This is a genomic window from Rosistilla ulvae, from assembly GCF_007741475.1.
GTDB lineage: Bacteria > Planctomycetota > Planctomycetia > Pirellulales > Pirellulaceae > Rosistilla > Rosistilla ulvae.
The window spans coordinates 4,391,847-4,407,391 of record NZ_CP036261.1 but is presented as its reverse complement, the minus strand read 5'-3'; the positions used below and the strand labels follow the sequence as shown (position 1 = coordinate 4,407,391).

12 protein-coding genes are annotated in these 15,545 nt (G+C 56.1%); 5 read left to right on the top strand and 7 right to left on the bottom strand.

What is annotated here, in order from left to right:
* Window position 1: 1 nt before the first annotated feature.
* The 4 genes from EC9_RS15500 to EC9_RS15485 all read right to left on the bottom strand — a co-directional run bounded on the left by EC9_RS15500 (window position 2) and on the right by EC9_RS15485 (window position 4,598).
* Entirely contained in the window at window positions 2–1,084 is a 1,083-nt protein-coding gene (locus tag EC9_RS15500) for an ADP-ribosylglycohydrolase family protein (protein ID WP_218934827.1), read from the bottom strand.
* A gap of 8 nt (window positions 1,085–1,092) precedes the next feature.
* The gene (locus tag EC9_RS15495) at window positions 1,093–2,073 is read right to left on the bottom strand and encodes an AAA family ATPase (RefSeq protein WP_145346636.1); all 981 of its coding nucleotides are present in this window, start codon (window positions 2,071–2,073) and stop codon (window positions 1,093–1,095) included.
* On the bottom strand, window positions 2,070–2,651 hold the full coding sequence (pnuC, locus tag EC9_RS15490) for a nicotinamide riboside transporter PnuC (protein ID WP_145346635.1): 582 nt from the start codon (window positions 2,649–2,651) through the stop codon (window positions 2,070–2,072). Before pnuC ends, EC9_RS15495 begins: the two co-directional genes overlap by 4 nt.
* 501 nt (window positions 2,652–3,152) lie before the next feature.
* Window positions 3,153–4,598 (bottom strand): IS4 family transposase, encoded by a 1,446-nt coding sequence (locus tag EC9_RS15485; protein WP_145346634.1) that lies wholly within the window; start codon window positions 4,596–4,598, stop codon window positions 3,153–3,155.
* A 444-nt stretch (window positions 4,599–5,042) separates the two neighbouring features.
* On the opposite strand from EC9_RS15485, the gene EC9_RS15480 reads away from it, so the two are divergent.
* The 5 genes from EC9_RS15480 (at window position 5,043) to EC9_RS15460 (ending at window position 12,226) form a co-directional block, all read left to right on the top strand.
* Window positions 5,043–6,359: a glycosyltransferase family 4 protein gene (locus tag EC9_RS15480; RefSeq protein ID WP_218934171.1), complete on the top strand. Its 1,317-nt coding sequence runs from the start codon at window positions 5,043–5,045 to the stop codon at window positions 6,357–6,359.
* A gap of 57 nt (window positions 6,360–6,416) precedes the next feature.
* The gene (locus tag EC9_RS15475; RefSeq protein WP_145346633.1) at window positions 6,417–8,660 is read left to right on the top strand and encodes a GH92 family glycosyl hydrolase; all 2,244 of its coding nucleotides are present in this window, start codon (window positions 6,417–6,419) and stop codon (window positions 8,658–8,660) included.
* A gap of 253 nt (window positions 8,661–8,913) precedes the next feature.
* Window positions 8,914–9,198: a hypothetical protein gene (locus EC9_RS15470; RefSeq protein ID WP_246106141.1), complete on the top strand. Its 285-nt coding sequence runs from the start codon at window positions 8,914–8,916 to the stop codon at window positions 9,196–9,198.
* 433 nt (window positions 9,199–9,631) lie between these two features.
* A complete protein-coding gene (locus tag EC9_RS15465) occupies window positions 9,632–11,299 on the top strand; it encodes a LamG domain-containing protein (RefSeq protein ID WP_145346631.1) in 1,668 nt (555 codons plus the stop codon).
* Window positions 11,300–11,371: 72 nt separating this feature from the next.
* Window positions 11,372–12,226: a M15 family metallopeptidase gene (locus tag EC9_RS15460; RefSeq protein WP_145346630.1), complete on the top strand. Its 855-nt coding sequence runs from the start codon at window positions 11,372–11,374 to the stop codon at window positions 12,224–12,226.
* Window positions 12,227–12,605: 379 nt separating this feature from the next.
* Here EC9_RS15460 and EC9_RS15455 read toward each other — a convergent pair whose 3' ends face one another.
* The 3 genes from EC9_RS15455 to EC9_RS15445 form a co-directional block, all read right to left on the bottom strand.
* Window positions 12,606–12,932 carry a hypothetical protein gene (locus EC9_RS15455; protein ID WP_145346629.1) on the bottom strand — a complete coding sequence of 109 codons (327 nt, stop codon included), beginning with the start codon at window positions 12,930–12,932 and terminating at the stop codon, window positions 12,606–12,608.
* Between the two features lie 268 nt (window positions 12,933–13,200).
* On the bottom strand, window positions 13,201–14,193 hold the full coding sequence (locus tag EC9_RS15450) for a DUF1559 domain-containing protein (protein ID WP_145349175.1): 993 nt from the start codon (window positions 14,191–14,193) through the stop codon (window positions 13,201–13,203).
* A 217-nt stretch (window positions 14,194–14,410) separates the two neighbouring features.
* Window positions 14,411–15,067, bottom strand: coding sequence for a GntR family transcriptional regulator (locus EC9_RS15445; RefSeq protein WP_218934170.1), 657 nt, complete (start codon window positions 15,065–15,067; stop codon window positions 14,411–14,413).
* Window positions 15,068–15,545: the final 478 nt, after the last annotated feature.

The window sequence follows — 15,545 nt, the reverse complement described above, 5'->3', positions numbered from 1 at the left end:
TTTAGTAGGGCGGGGCGAGGCGGCGGAAGCCGTGGTAGAGGACGATTTGCAGGAACAGCAGATTACGGAGCAGAACCGCGATTGGCTTAACTGTCGGAGCCTTGGTCGTGAAGCGTGACACCGCTCCGCACTGCTGAGGGGCTTTAGCAAAATCGACAGTGGCGAGTGTCTCGGCCACCTTCTGCATCCATGCGATACTCCGCGGATACTCTGCAATTCCCTCGATCCACGCAATCGGAATGCCGTCGCGACGGACTCCCGAACCTACAATTCCACCGACGATCGCGGCTGTCGTGTCCGCGTCTCCCCCACATTCGATGATGCTCGTAACTGCGCCGCGAAAGTCATTCGGATGCGACAACCAGGCATGAATCGCCACCGGAACCGTGTGGTCGATGTAGCCGGTGACGCCGCGAGTGAGTCCGAGAGCGTCTGCAAAACGCCGCGTCGACTCACCAGCCTTCACGCTTTCGATGGCTCGGCGAAGTAGAGCGATCAACTCCGTTGCCTCGTTACCAAGCGTATCGCGAACTTGTTCGAACCAACGGTTGGAATCGATGGCGACATGTGCTCCTGAGTGTCGGGCAGCGAGCGCCACCGCGATTGCACCAAATTCTGCTTTGGGATCGGTGTGTGTCATTCGAGTCGAGGCTCGGATCATCTCGAGCATTTGAGAAACGTCTGGGATCGCCACGCCAAAGATCGCTGCCCGCATCGCCGGACCGTTCCCGGCGGAAAAGACACCGGCGGAAGTTGGCTTCACCCCCAACCATAACTTGATCGCCGAACGTGCAGTCGCCATTCCGACTCCCGCGGGCAACGCCAAGATCCACCACTTCAACCGCGTTGCGAATCGCTCGACGAAGAGATCAACATCGCCTCCCGCTTCAATCAACGATTGCGCGACCATGCAGGTGTGTTCGGTATCGTCGGAAATCATCCCGCGTCCGAAACAGAACCGATATCGGTCGGGCGGACCGAGTAAGCGGGAAGCTCTATCGGGAGCGATGCCTTCGTAGGGTAAGCCCATCGCATCGCCGACGGCGGTTCCCAAGATGCACCCGACGATGGCTTCGCGTTGCAAGACTTCGCTCATGAATCCAATGCCCGTAGATGCTCAATGACTTGGCTGACACGCTGCGGTCGCGAACCCGAAAGCTTAACGAAACGGATGTTGCGGCGAATCAGATCCGCTTCGATCTTCGCTTGAAAATCGTTGCGGTGCATCTCACCGCTTCGATCCCAAGTGTCATCGTAGGGGATGTCGGTGTCGCAAAGAAAGCAGAGTTGGTATCGACGGGAACATTCGTCAGCCAACTGTTCAACCGTCGGATCTGCTGTGCCGTGGTAATCCAGAGAGAATTGATACGTGGTCGTTGCGTCGGTATCGACAAACAGATAGCGGTCGGCATCCAAGATCACATCGTCTTCGCGTTGACGATGCCCGACTGCGATTTCAGCCAATTGCCCTAGTGTTAAGCGCCGGTCGATTTGATGTGTTTCCCAGTACTCGCGACCAAATTCCGGCACCCACTTCGTTTTCAAAAGCTCGGCCAGTTCGCGAGCGATTGTTGTCTTGCCCGTCGAAGGGGCACCGAGAAAGACAACCTTCTCAATAAGGTCGCGATAAACGATCGGAGCCAGGAAACTGCGGTACCGATAGGGGGCTTCGCGAATCGCGGTCCCCGAAATTGGGATCCGTGTTCGGGCTTCATCCACGCGACAGTCGATCGCTCCCAACGCTTGACTCACATGCCTGCCATAAAATTCGCTACTGTAGAAACGCGTAACGTCCCGTCCGGTGAGCAACCGGCACAAGTAGGCGTCGTGAAGGGCGGTGATTTCGGGAGCATCCCCAACCATGGTCGGGCCATCGGTGGCCAGCACGACCTCGACGCTCGGGTACAACGTCTCAATCCAAGCGGCTCGCGTTCCTAAGGGGACCGACGTGACTTCCGGAGCGTCGTAGATCACCACGATCACGTGATCATTCTCGGCAATCGCTCGCTCGATGACCATTTGGTGCCCCCGATGCAACGGTGCATATTTACCTAACGTTAAGCCCAATGTCATGCTGCGATCGCCTCGATTTCCTGTTTCCGTCGCTGCTTGTTCCAAGTTAGGAAGCCGATGGTGGCGAGAATCAGAAACGCAGTGTAGAGCACTGCGGTCGCGTGGAGGTCTTTCGTATAGTAGACCCAGATCGCAACGCAATCGACGCAGATCCAGAATCCCCAATTTTGAAAATACCGTCGAGCCAGCAATAGCTGAGCGATAAGACTGGCCACCGTTGTAAATGCGTCGGGATAGGGGAGCGAGGCATCTGTCCATCTCGCCATTGCCCAGCCAACGGAAACGGTTCCAATAACCGTGACGGCGATCCAACCCACAAGCCACGACATCGGAAGCGATTTTACGATCAGGTTATCATCCCCCGCATCATCACGAGTCCAGCAGTACCAACCATAAAACTGCAGTCCGACGTAAATCACATGCAGCACCAAATCCGAATAGAGTTTCGCATCGTAAAAAATGATGATGAACAGCAGGACCTGAATCAAGCCGGTCGGCCAACACCAAACGCTGCGACGAATCGTTAGCAGGACGCACAGGAAACCGAATCCGGTCGCGGTAAGTTCGATCAAGTTCATCACAGCTGTTTTTGCCGTCCTCAGACTTCTGGAAAAGCGTCTCAAGCAAAGGGTAGCGACCGTTGGCCCTCGATTGCGATCGCTTCATTTGGGCGCCGTCGAAAATTCTAAACGAAAATGACGCCTGCGGGGATTGCGTCTTCGCAGCAGTTTGATCGTGGCTTATGCGAACCACCTCGCTACGGATCGCAACTACGCTCCCTTCCCCAACGCCGCAGTTCGACGGATTCGACTTTCCAGACAAAGTGGGCTGCGTCGTTTTCTAGGAACGCTGCAGCGCACAGTACGAAAGTATCGCCATTGGAACGAAGGCGGCAGTAGTGGACGAGGTCACGAGTCCCCTTGAAACCACAAAAGAAACGCCGGTTTCGATGGGACGCGTGACCTCGTCCAACCCGCAGGTATTCGCCGCGTACAGATTTCACCGGCCTGTTTGTCGCCAACTGCATCTTCGTCGTTCTTCGTAGTGGACGAGGTCACGAGCTGTCGATTACCCACAAGTCATTGGTCTGGTCCGAAGGCTTGCCAGCAGAGGGCGAAGTCGAGCATTCGCCGCGTGCCTCGCCAGATCACTTCGGCTCCCGGCGGACCGTCGCCTTCGCGGTGATTGTAGCCGCCAAGGGTCGCAAGGACCGGGATGAATTGTGACAGCTCAGGAGCTTGCTTTGGGGGAGCCGTCTTTTTCACCACTTTCCAGACCGACTTCCATTCCGCTTCGCTGAAGACGACATCACAGGGAAGCTCTGGACACTCGCGGCCTAAGAAGGTCACAAACATGATCCGCCATGCGATCACTTTGTAAAACATCAACGCGCGGATCAGTCGGTCTCTCGCTTCGAGTTGAATCTCTTCGACCCGGCAGCCAGTTTTGAAAACTCGAAAGAATACTTCGATTGGCCAACGAGCCACATACAAATCCACAATCCGCAGCGTCTGGGCAATCGTGTCGACCGGCAGAGAACTCAGTAATAGCCAGTCGACTTCGGTTCCGTCGCCTGGGCCATCGATCTCGCTCACCCAAACGACACTGATCTCGACCGGCGGCATCGAAGACTGCTTGTTGTGTGGCGCACGAAGAGTCATCCGCTTCGCTCGAATTTCTAACTTCGCAGTGCGTGCTTCACGGCCGGGGTGTTGTTTGTTTCCTGATCCTTTGGTTCGCTCGGGCGTTTGGGGAAGCTGGACTTCGCGGTAAGCGACCGGCTGGGCGGATGCGATTTCGGCACGCATTTTCTTATAAGCCGCAGGCCCGCCATCGGGGTCTTTCTCCGGCAACGAGCGTTTTCGCTGCGAGCGAATGACGAACTGAGCCGGTGTTTCATGCTGATCGGCTTCGACGAAAATGTCGTAGATGTCTCCTTCGCGATCGGCCAGCGAAACGATCTGAGTTTCAGGACATTTTCCGGCGATCTCGCAGGCCTTGCGGTAACCATCGAGCCATCGTTGCCCTTCGCCGGTGTGTAGGGGTTGGCCTTCTCGCTTCTTGCTGGTGCCGAGCGCTTCTTTGTCGCGATCGTAGAACTTAACACCGACCACCCCGAGACAAAGTTTCTCCGGCGTGAAGGCGATGTGGGAATGATCGTAAAGTCCACGGCGGCCTAAGCGATCGAGATTGCGGACGCCTTCGGGCGGATGCGCGGTGTAGTCCAGTTCGGTGGTATCTTGTGCGATGCAAACGGTGTCTTGGGCTTTGATTCGTTGGAGTGTCTTTTCAGCGTGAGCCCCGAGAATGGCTTCGGGATCGACGTTGGGGTTATCGAATAGACGGTAGGCGGCTTTGGTTTCGTCCCAGCCACTGCAAGCTTCGTTGATACTGGCCGAAGGGTTGGCCGCCAGCGAGGCGAGCAACGCTTCGGCTCGATCGTTGAGACGTTTGTCTCCAAGTTGAATATCTTGAAATTCGTATGCGATACTGGTCGGTTGCATGCTTTCACCTTGAGATTTCATTGTGCAAAATGAAATACTACAAGCGCAAATACCGTGCCAGAACGAGCTGTTTTTGCGGCGACTTGTGGGTAATCAACAGGAGGTCACGAGTCCCCTTGTAAACGCGACGGCAACGCCGGTTGAGTTGGGACTCGTTACCTCGTCCACTACGGGGCATCGCAGGTCGTTAATGGAACTCGGATAACGCAGCGGGTGCCTACTTGTTAGGCACGAGCCGTGGATTTGACGAACTGCGTTCTGTCGGCTGCATTTTGATCTGCGGCTGTAAGTGGCGTTCACACATGGGGTTGGAACGAATCTTGCCGACGCAATGACGGCGATGTAATGGGACTGGCGCGGAAGTTGCCTTTTGCCTGATATCGACCACGGGCGGATTTGCTGGCCAATGGGTGCACGGGGTGCTCATTCGATTCGTTCCTGTCTTTGCTAACGGGAGTTGTACGCATGCCTTACGCAAACTGGAATACGATGTCGAAAACAAGCGGTATTCCATATCGTAATCTGATCCTCGTTGTTCGCGCCGATCCGATTATCTGCGGACACTCGACCGAAGCTCGCAATCTTGCCGAAGCCGCTCGCGCCGCGGGGATCGAAAACGTCCATATCGTCAGCTACCCGTTGGATGTCTTGGCCGAATCGGGACTGCCGCTGAAGCCCCTGGATTCAGTCGCTCCCTACTCGCCGGGGATCTTCGTCGATCGTCCCGAACCGGTGGGAGACTACAAAGTTCTCGACGGTCGACTCGGCTATGCGATCGCAGGTCACTTGATCGATCTTGTGAATCGATTGCCTGGACGCACCGCGATCATGAATTTATACCTCGTGCCGCATGGCCAGATGGTGATGCAAAGTGTGGAAACGCTTCGCGGCATGGGAACGCGAGAAGCTCCCGCGACGATCGCCGAAGCTGTCGGTTCGGATGTAACGAACGTTGTCGCAAACGCTCTCTCCACTGGACAGCTTGGCGCCGCCGCGATCGTCCTACAAAACTACCTTGCCCACGATCTGCCGGTTGCCGTCAGCGAATACACGCGGAAGTTGATCATCGAAGCGGGCCAACAGGTCGACGAGCGACTGAAGACAACGTTCGCCTACCAACTGGAATCGCGGGTCCGGATCAGCTATCCCGCAATCGATACCAGCGTCTACTTGAGTGTCGCTGAGCAAGCGGATGAAAACGCCAGCGTGCTCGCAGGTCGCGGTCTCTCGTCCGATGGATTTCTACTGTTCCTCAGTCGCCTGAGCAAAGCAAAGGGTGTGGACGATCTGATTCACGCCTATCGGGCCAGTCAACTTTATGGCAATAAGGTGTTAGCGATCTGTGGCACCGGCCCCGATGCCGACCGTTTGATCGAACTCGCCGCTGGCGATCCCAACATTCGCTTCTTCGATGACGTTGGAGACGAAGAAAAGTTGGCGCTGATGCACAGCTGTTATGCTTATTGCCTGCCGAGTAAACCGCGTCCCGAATTCACCGAGACGTTTGGGATCGCAATTGCCGAGGCGATGCTGTCGGGAGGGCTGGGACCGGTGATCACGACGCGAACCGGCGGGATCCCCGAAGCGACGGGGGACCACTGCCTGTATCATGCTGCCGGCGACGTTGCCGATCTGACGTCCAAGTTGAACTTGGTGGCGTCGATGTCCGACTGGGATCGTGGCGGTTTGTCGCGAGCGGCGCAGCAATACGCTCGGCGTTTCGACCGCGCCGTGATCCTCGATCGGTTGCTTTCCGCACCGGCGATTCGCGCGGTTGCGTAATCCGCCCCGCCCGATGTTTCCCTACCGGCCACCCTTTTTTGAGAACGACGAAGACTGATGCTTGAAGAGAATCGCGAGGCGGAGCGATCGACGTATGAGCCCGCGCGGCCACGCGATTGCGTGAATCCCTTCATCGGTACCGAGCCGGTGGATCTTCCTCCGCCGACAGGTTTGGCGGCGAAGTGGTGGTGGCCCAAACCACAAGTCGGCAATACGCATCCGGGGGCTTGTCGGCCGATGGGGACCGTCAGCGCGACGGCCTACACCGGCGGTTATCCGACCGGGTATGGCCGCTATGGGAAATCGCTCGAAGGCAAGCCGGTGCCGTTTATCGATCGGATGCTCGTCTCCGGCTTCACCCATTTCCAGCCCTCCGGTGTCGGCGCGATTCGCAAGTACTACAACTACTGTCGCGTCACGCCGCTGACAGCGGAAATCGGTGGGCTCGGTGCGTTGGGAACGGCTTGGGAAGTGTTGGATGAACAGGCATCGCCCGGTTACTACGCATGCCGCTTGGACAAGTCAGGGATCCGGGCGGAGATCACCGTAACGCCGCGCGGCGCCGTTCATCGCTATACCTTTCCCAAGTCGGAACGTGCGTCTTTGGCGGTCGATTTTTCGCACGGCGGAATTCATATCGAAGATGGCAGAACGATTCCTCTGCGCGCCGAATTTCGGTTGCTCGGCACGCGGACCGCTGAAGCTTGCGTGACGATGGAAGGGCTGCCGATTCGGGCCGCCGTGGAGGTGCATGGCTTTGGTCCCGCCGATTTTGAGTCGAGCCTTTGGGTGGCGGGGGAACCGTTGACCGGCGAGCGTGAAAAGTCGTACGACTACATTCGCGAATCGAACTATCAACCCTTTGGAGTCGTTTTCAGCGGTCCAACCGAAGAGGGACAAGTTGTCGAAGTTCACGTCGCCTTCTCCTTCCGCAGTCGACAACAAGCGTGGCGAAGTCTGTCCGGTGGAGCACGCGATTTCGACTCCGCTCGGACCGTGACGGAGTCGTGTTGGGACGACAAGCTCGGTCGAATCGACGTCAGCGGCGGTACCGAAACCGAACGTCGCGTCTTCTATTCGGCTCTTTATCACAGCTTGATCAAGCCGTGCGAAGCGAATGACGAATCGCCGTTTTGGCCCTGGGACGGTCCCTTCTATTTCGACTTCAGCACGATGTGGGACATGTACAAGACACAGCTGCCGCTGGTCCTGTCACTCTTCCCGCAACACGGTGCCGATTTGATCAACTCGATGCTGACAGTCGTCGAAATGGAAGGCAATTTCCCGATCGGTTATCGACTCGCACGCGGGTACGACCGTTTCGCCCATCAGGCCAGTGCGCTGGCGCATGTCGTGATCGCCGACGCCTTCAACCGCGGTTTGGAGGGAATCGATTGGGACCGTGCCGTGACGATGATGTGGAAAGATGCTGGCCGCGCGTATGGAGAAGCCTTTTTGCAAGACGGAGTCGTCCATCCGATCACGCATACGCTCGACTTGGCTTACGGTTGTTACTGCACCGCGCAAGTTGCTCAAAGCATTGGCGACGACGCGACAGCGACGAAGATGATGCGGCTGGCGGGCCGCTGGTCCAACGCTTATGACGACAATGGGCTGCTGCGTGAATCGACTTATTACGAGGGGACGCTCTGGAACTACAGTTTCCGTTTGTTGCACGACATGGCGGGGCGGATCGCGTTGCATGGTGGGGACGAAAAATTCGTCGCCGATCTCGATCGGTTCTTCGGATTCGGGGCTCCTGACGTTTCGATCCCCGGTCGCCAACCGTCGGCCGAAGAGATGGCCGAAGGTTACGCGTTGGGGCGATTTGAAGGTTTGAACAACGAACCGGATATGGAAGTTCCGTACGCCTACGTCTATGCCGGTCGTCACGATCGGACCTGCGAGATCGTTCGTGCGGGGATGGCTCAAATGTACGGTGACAGTCCCGGTGGGATGGTTGGGAATGACGATTCGGGAGCGATGAGTTCCTGGTATGTCTGGAACGCGATTGGCCTGTTTCCCGTCGCCGGCCAGAACGTCTACCTGATCGGGTCGCCAATCTTTACACGCAGCCAATTGCGGCTAGGGAACGGCAGCATCTTCACGATCGAAGCACCGGAAACGTCGGCGGAGCGTAAATACGTCGCCTCAGCCACACTCAACGGCAAACCGCTACAGCGTCCCTACCTTCGCTGGCAAGACATCGCCGCAGGCGCGACCCTGCATCTGGAAATGACCGCCAAACGGACCGCCTGGACCACCAAGCGCCCGCCGTCGGTAAGCGTTAACGAATGCTGATCCATAGCTCAATACCGCGCCACCAAAACTCAGTGCCTCCGTGAGAGCAGTCTGTACGTCTGCATGATGGTGTCTCTCACAAAGGCGGCCTGTCCGTGGCCGCGAAGCCTCACTCTGGCTTGCATACGGTTTGTGGTAAACTGCGATAAAACCAGCACGGTCTACGGAGCGGGCTGTGGTTTTCAGTTGCGCAGTTGTCGAGCGTCAGGAGCGAGAGTTGACGAGCAGAGAAATCGATCAAAAAGCCGCGATCATGATTGTGATCGATCACTTCGGCAACGTTCCGCCAGGCACCAAGTGTTCCGCTGTCTTTATCGATACGCCGAAGCTTCGTCGTGAACAGGAGTTCTACGCAAAACTGTACAGCGAAAACGGTGTCCATGATCCGGAAATCCTTCGAGAGATGGTGGCGGCGAATGTGCCCGACAGTCCGTATTGGTTGGTCTCCTTAAAATACGTCGATGGGGCATTGGGAGATGTGAGTCGACTGCACCGCGTGGACGCCCGAACCGGAAAAGTACTCGCCGAACCGGCGTGAGTTTCCGCTCCTGCCGTTGCTGCGCCTCTCGATTTGTCCCTCACACCGTCTGTGTTGGTCAACGCTTTCGAAACGCCAGTTCGAACTCAGGAGCCGGAAGATCGAGCTGTCCCCATGTGTACTCAGCCCGTTGTTCCGGTCGCACGACTGGGCAAATCGCCTGTCCTTTGGCCCTGTGAATAGATCGCTGGAGAGACGGTGAGCTGCGCGCTGTGTATCCTTGCGCGGGTGTCACGGGGGAGCAACGCGGCATTGTCGTTTTGCAGTGATATCCGCGATGCTTCGAACCGTTTGTGCGTGCCTGTGGATACTGCAAATCGAAACGCGAATTTGTCCAGAGGGCACAACGCACGTTGATCGCATCGGTCTTGCGAAGCGGTTATAGTCGGTGCCCAGACGACAACGAGACTTACCCTTGAAGGAGCATCTTGCGATGACTGTGCGACAGAAACTGTTTCCGGCGATCCTCTGCGTGAGCAGCTTTTGTACAGCCTCTGCGTTGGCTGATCCGCCGGGACCTGTCGGACACTGGAAACTGTCGGGCGATGTTGCTGATCACTCCGAGCATGAGAACCACGGAACAAATCGTGGCGTCGATCTCAAGGCCTCCGGGCGCGATGGCAAAGCGGAGACGGCGGGCGGTTTTGATGGCCGCAAAAGTTATGTCGAAGTCGCTGACAGCCCGTCGCTCGATTTTTCAGGGAACGATTTTTCAATCGGCATGTGGGTGAATACCGCCGCGGAATTAGATGACGTGCTAGGCGATCTTGTCAGTAAATATGATCCGGTCAGCCGACGTGGGTTCAACTTCAGCATCCAGAACTACTCGGGCGTCACTTCGTCGCAAGCAAACGATCGCCATCTGCACTTCGGCATCGACAACGGATCGTCTGTTGACCAGTGGACCGATCATGGGCAGCTCGGCAACGCGGTGATGATCTTTGGAATGGCGGTCTACCAGGGACAGTTGTTTGCGGGAACATGCGAAGCTGGCCCGACGCAATCGGGACGCGTGTTTCGCTACGACGGGAAAACATGGACCGATTGTGGAAGTCCCGACAAATGCAACGCGGTCTCGGCGTTCGCTGTCTACGACGGCAAGCTGTACGCCGGTGTCAGCAAGTATCGCTTGGGCGGATCGTCGTTGGAAGAATCGGAGAACCCCAATCTCGGCGGTAAAGTTTATCGCTACGATGGCGATGACCGTTGGACCTATTGCGGCACGTTGCCCGAGACCGAAGCGATCAACGGCTTGGTTGTCTATCGCGGAAAGCTGTACGCCGGTTCGCTGTACGCTCCCGCTGGCTTCTTTCGCTACGAAGGTGGAACCGAGTGGACGTCGTGCGGCACGCCCGACGGTAAGCGGGTCGAATCGCTGACGGTCTACAACGGTGCGATCTTCGCCAGCGGATACGACGAAGGAGCCGTCTATCGTTACGATGGCGAGCGGTGGGAACACCTGGGCATCTTAGAAGGTGCCAATCAAACGTATGGCTTCGCAACGCACCGTGGCGATTTGTATGTCAGCGAGTGGCCTAACGCGAAAGTCTTCCGATGGGGCGGCGGCAAGAACTGGCTTTCCGCGGGGCAGTTGGGCGAAGAGTTGGAGACGATGCCGTTGATGGTCTACAACGGCAAGATGTATGGCGGCACCTTGCCTCTGGCCGAAGTCTATCGCTTCGACGAACCAAATTGGACGCAAGTCGGACGCCTGGATCACACACCCGATATCCGCTACCGCCGCACGTGGACGATGGCCGTATTCCAGGGGCGGTTGTTCGCCGGGACGTTGCCTTCGGGGCGTGTACATTCCATCGAGATCGGCCGCAACGTCAGCTACGATCATGCCTTGCCAAGCGGTTGGGTGCATTTGGCCGCGGTACGCGACGGGAAGCAATTGCGGCTGCATGTCAACGGCAAGCAAGTCGCAACGTCGGCTGTTTATGAAGAGAACGATTACAACATTTCAAACGACCGCCCGCTTCAGATCGGCTTCGGCGCGCACGATTACTTCAACGGCAAGATGAGCGATCTTCGAGTCTACAATCGTGCGTTGACGCATGAGGAAATCGAGCAGCTTGCTAAAACAGAATCGCCATAACACCATCGTCTGGCCGTTAAACAACCAACATTCACGACACCACAACTTAAATCGACATCACGGATTGATCCATTGAAGACAATTTCGGCCGTCCCTTCGCGACGTGACTATTGGGCTCAGCAAATGCAGCTGGGCTACGACCTGATCCAACAGGTCATCCCCTTCGAGGTTCACGAATGTGGCGAGGGCTTCGCGTCGCTGCCCGATGCGGCGGAACGAGCGGGTATCGAGATGCAGTTCTCTGAATCGAAGATCGCTGGCGAACTCGAGCGAGTCTTTTTCATCCGCGAAGGGTTGGTCAACAAACTGATGGACATCGGTCGTGCGATGAACGATCGCGGCTGGATTTTGAAGATCGAAGATGGCTATCGATCGCAGGATATGCAGAGTCAGTTGGTCCGCAAGCCGGAGTTGTTTGATGCGATCCTGAAGAAGTGCATCTGGGAAAACGACGGCCAGCTGCCTCCGACGGAACTTGTCTTTCGCCGGGCGACGGTCTTGATCGCGAACATTCCGAAAATCGGGACGCACATGTCGGGATCGGCTGTCGATATCTCAGTTTTCCGCCGCGACGACGGCAGCGAGGTCTGGCGTGGCAATCCTTACCTGGAGATGAGCGAGCGAACGCCGATGCGGTCGCCGTTTATCGAAGCCGATGATCTGCAGAACCGATTGGAGATCACCGCGCTCATGGAAGCCCACGGCTTCATGCACTTCCCGTTCGAGTTCTGGCACTACAACCAAGGCGATGCGATGGGAAACATCCTCAGTGGTCACCCCGCTCCCGCTCGCTACGGACCAGTTCATTGGGATCCGCAAACCAATCGAGTCACTCCGTACGACGAACCACTTCGTCCCCTGAATCCTCTCGACGCGATCGAGCAAGAGATCGCCGCAGCAACGCAACGTGCGACGACATCGATCTAACGCGCGAATAAATGCGGATTACCCGAACCAATATTTCGATTTCGCCAGGCCTAGGCGAAATTCTCGTCCTTCAGGGCTCGTAATCGATACCTGTGTACTACCAAACCTGCCGCCTTGTTGCGGAGCAGGAATCACGCAGCCGAGTCCAAACGTCCCACCGGTCGCTGGTGGACCGTGCGACCGTCGCGATGCCTAAAATATCGGACGAGTTCATCGAAAATAAAGCAACCGGCTGCCAGGGGCGAGACGGCGCAATCGATTCACAAAATACAGCGGAAAGCGATGTGACGATTGGATTACATCCGCCGTGCCCTACCAACGGTTCGCAACCGTTGTATTAAGTATCGGTCGACATGTAGTGCAGACAATCGAGTTCCAGCTACTCGTTCGCTGACACCAATGCAAAAGCAAGATCGGTGCCCGAATTCATCTCAACGGTTGCGGTTAGTTCGCTGTTGGCGTTATACCGTTCCGAAATCACCTGGCGAGTATTGCCGGGATCGTCGGGGTCCAAGTCTTCGTTTTTGACAATTTCCACTCGATGAGTACCCGGAAGTACCTCGATTTCAAATCGCCCTGACTCGATCGCTGCGATGAACTCCCCGTCTGGTACATGGTGGTCACCTGGGTCGTTGGGGATAAAGGAAATTTGCCCATACTCCAAGGGTTGTTGGTCAAAGGTTACGGTCCCAGTTACGATTGTCATCCCAGGCTGGACAGGGAGTTCAGAATGTTCACACCCAAGCAGTAAAGCTATGACGGATAACATTGTCGATTTCCAATTTTTAATCACCGCGACATTTCCTTAGAAGACAACTCAATTTCAACTGAAACACATTTCAATATTCGATACTCACAATCCGTTCACTGCGAGTTTAGTAGCCGCCTGCAACAAACTCCGCGCAGGCGCTACGCCGACGGTGTGGGGGGGCCACATTTAGCAGTTCATGTTTTTCCAATGGGAAGAACATCTACTAAAACGGCTCCAGGACATTTCCGTCGTTGCGACTTCCGAAATGGCGGTATGTCGTCGTTGAAATCGTTTCGGCAATAAAACGGACTGACCCGTCCGCCAACGCACCCTGGATTCCCCCGGGATGCATACTCCGAGCATGAAGATATTGGCTCGAGGAGGTTCCGGTGACGACACATGGCGTTCGTTGAGGATTGCTGCAACGTACCATTCGGTCCGCCGAACGTGTGTTGGGCGGATTCCGTGTGCTGAACAAAACTGTTGGACCGAAAACATTCCAGACAAGTCCGCGCCAATCGGAAGCGTTACCAATATTGGAACTGGAGGTGTTATTCTCAGGCAACAGTATTTCACTGAGCATCAACGTGTTGGAGGTGCCATCGGTAATATCACGAAACTTGGTGCCATGTCTTGGAATGAAGATCCCATCTAATCTTGAACCTGTCACATCCGTTCCCACCATTGTTCCCGTAGATCCTTGGCAGCCGACGTAGTTGCTGAAAGTCGATTCCCTCACGTCAACGGGACCAACAGCACGGAGGTACTCTGTTTTCCCAGCCCCAGGATCGCTTGGACAAAACAGTGTTTCAATACCGCCGCTTGCGCCGTTCCAGTAAAGCGGTAACTCTCCGTTGGGGTTGTGATTTGCAATCATATCAGCCATTGGCCCCTGTTCGATGTAGGGCAACAACAATGTAATCCAACCAAGGCGACTGTGGAATTTCCCTGAATCGGGCCCGGTTGGGTATTGAGGTTGACTAAATATCGTTGTCCCAACACACCCAGGAGGCATTCGCCCATAGCTCGATTCATAATTGTGCAACGCCAAAGCCGTCTGTTTCAAACGGTTCGAACATTGCATGCGCCGCGCCGCCTCGCGTGCTTGCTGGACCGCGGGCAACAACAGCCCAACCAAAATGCCGATAATCGCAATCACAACCAACAGCTCTACCAAAGTAAACGCTGTTCGTTTTCGATTCGTGCAAACATACATACGTCAATCTCCTCAATTTGCTATTACTGAATAGAAGCAACAAAATATGAATTGGATTCAATGCGCGATTGACTCTGGCGAAGCGGGAACACACGCCGAGCGATGCAGTTCGCGGTACCTTATGGAGGGTGGATTGGTGGGCCAGAATCTTGCGATTCTGGTAGTTTTTGCGGTGGCAGCGTGGACGCGGACAGTGCGTCGAATTGCGATCAACAACTTAGGTGTAAAATGATGCGAGGGCCATACTCAATGAGTGTTCCAGATGTTGGCGCATTGCAATTGCAGCCTGTTCTGGATCGCGGGACTTCAGCCCCTCATAAACCTCTATGTGTTTTTGACCCGGTATTTCGGTTGTCCGGTTTTCGGTTTGATCCAAGGTCACCAATCTATCCAGCAATGGCATTAACGAAGGCCACAGCTCGGGCACACCACAGAACTCAACAATGGTTCGATGGAACGCAATGTCTGCGTTGCGACAGCCCTTGAGGTCATCGCCAGCAGCAAACAGCCGGTCGACCTTGTCAGCGAGCCCACGCAACACCGAAAGCTGCACGTTGTCGACACGTTCAGCGCATCGCCGGGCCGCTTCACATTCGATTGCCATGCGTAGCACCCCTTCGCTGCGGACGCGATTCAGGTCTCGCGTGATGACACGTGCCCCCGACTTGCCCTCCAAGCGAACCAACCCCTCAGCAGCCAACGCCTTGATCGCCTCGGACGCAGCATTAATTCCCGTTCCGTATTCGCCAGCAATAGGGCGTAGGGTTAAGCGGGTGTCGGCAACCATTTGCCCGCTGAGAATCTTCGAACGTAGATCCAGGAATATCCGGCGTGCCTTCGTTGGAGTTGCTTGGGTTGATGATTCTATTGGCACGACACACGTCCTCAATACTTAGCCTTAGCCGAAGTTGCGATCATCGCTCTACGGAAGAATGTGCCCCGGCAGGTGGCGACGCCGCGCGGGACCCCACCGCTGGGGAGCACTCAGGTGCCCCCGGAGTGTACCAGCACTGTTGGTGCTGTCAATAAAAAAACCACCATTGCGGTGAAAGACGTCCCCGCACACAGAGGCCCCCTTCGCTAGGATAGTTTGAGAAGGAACGTACGTCGGTTTTGCTGTCACCCAACCCCACAATGCCATGGTTGCAGGCACGTTTAGTGGACTGGCTGGCAACAATCGTTCATCCGATTCCAAGCACGCGATCCAACGATATCGCAGCGTTGACATCGCGGAAGCGTCACGAGTCGTGTTAAACGCAGGTTCCGGATGCAGCGGATCGTGCATCCGCTGCCGTGTTGAGGAGTTGGAGCATGATCAATTCGCGGTCGGATGCGTGGTTCCCCGCGTTGGG

Bases quoted from the DNA above. Each gene is read 5' to 3' on its own strand.
- EC9_RS15495 (WP_145346636.1), bottom strand. From the start codon at position 2,073: ATGACATTGGGCTTAACGTTAGGTAAATATGCACCGTTGCATCGGGGG.
- pnuC (WP_145346635.1), bottom strand. From the start codon at position 2,651: ATGAACTTGATCGAACTTACCGCGACCGGATTCGGTTTCCTGTGCGTC.
- EC9_RS15485 (WP_145346634.1), bottom strand. From the start codon at position 4,598: ATGAAATCTCAAGGTGAAAGCATGCAACCGACCAGTATCGCATACGAA.
- EC9_RS15480 (WP_218934171.1), top strand. From the start codon at position 5,043: ATGCCTTACGCAAACTGGAATACGATGTCGAAAACAAGCGGTATTCCA.
- EC9_RS15475 (WP_145346633.1), top strand. From the start codon at position 6,417: ATGCTTGAAGAGAATCGCGAGGCGGAGCGATCGACGTATGAGCCCGCG.
- EC9_RS15470 (WP_246106141.1), top strand. From the start codon at position 8,914: ATGATTGTGATCGATCACTTCGGCAACGTTCCGCCAGGCACCAAGTGT.
- EC9_RS15465 (WP_145346631.1), top strand. From the start codon at position 9,632: ATGACTGTGCGACAGAAACTGTTTCCGGCGATCCTCTGCGTGAGCAGC.
- EC9_RS15455 (WP_145346629.1), bottom strand. From the start codon at position 12,932: ATGACAATCGTAACTGGGACCGTAACCTTTGACCAACAACCCTTGGAG.
- EC9_RS15450 (WP_145349175.1), bottom strand. From the start codon at position 14,193: ATGTATGTTTGCACGAATCGAAAACGAACAGCGTTTACTTTGGTAGAG.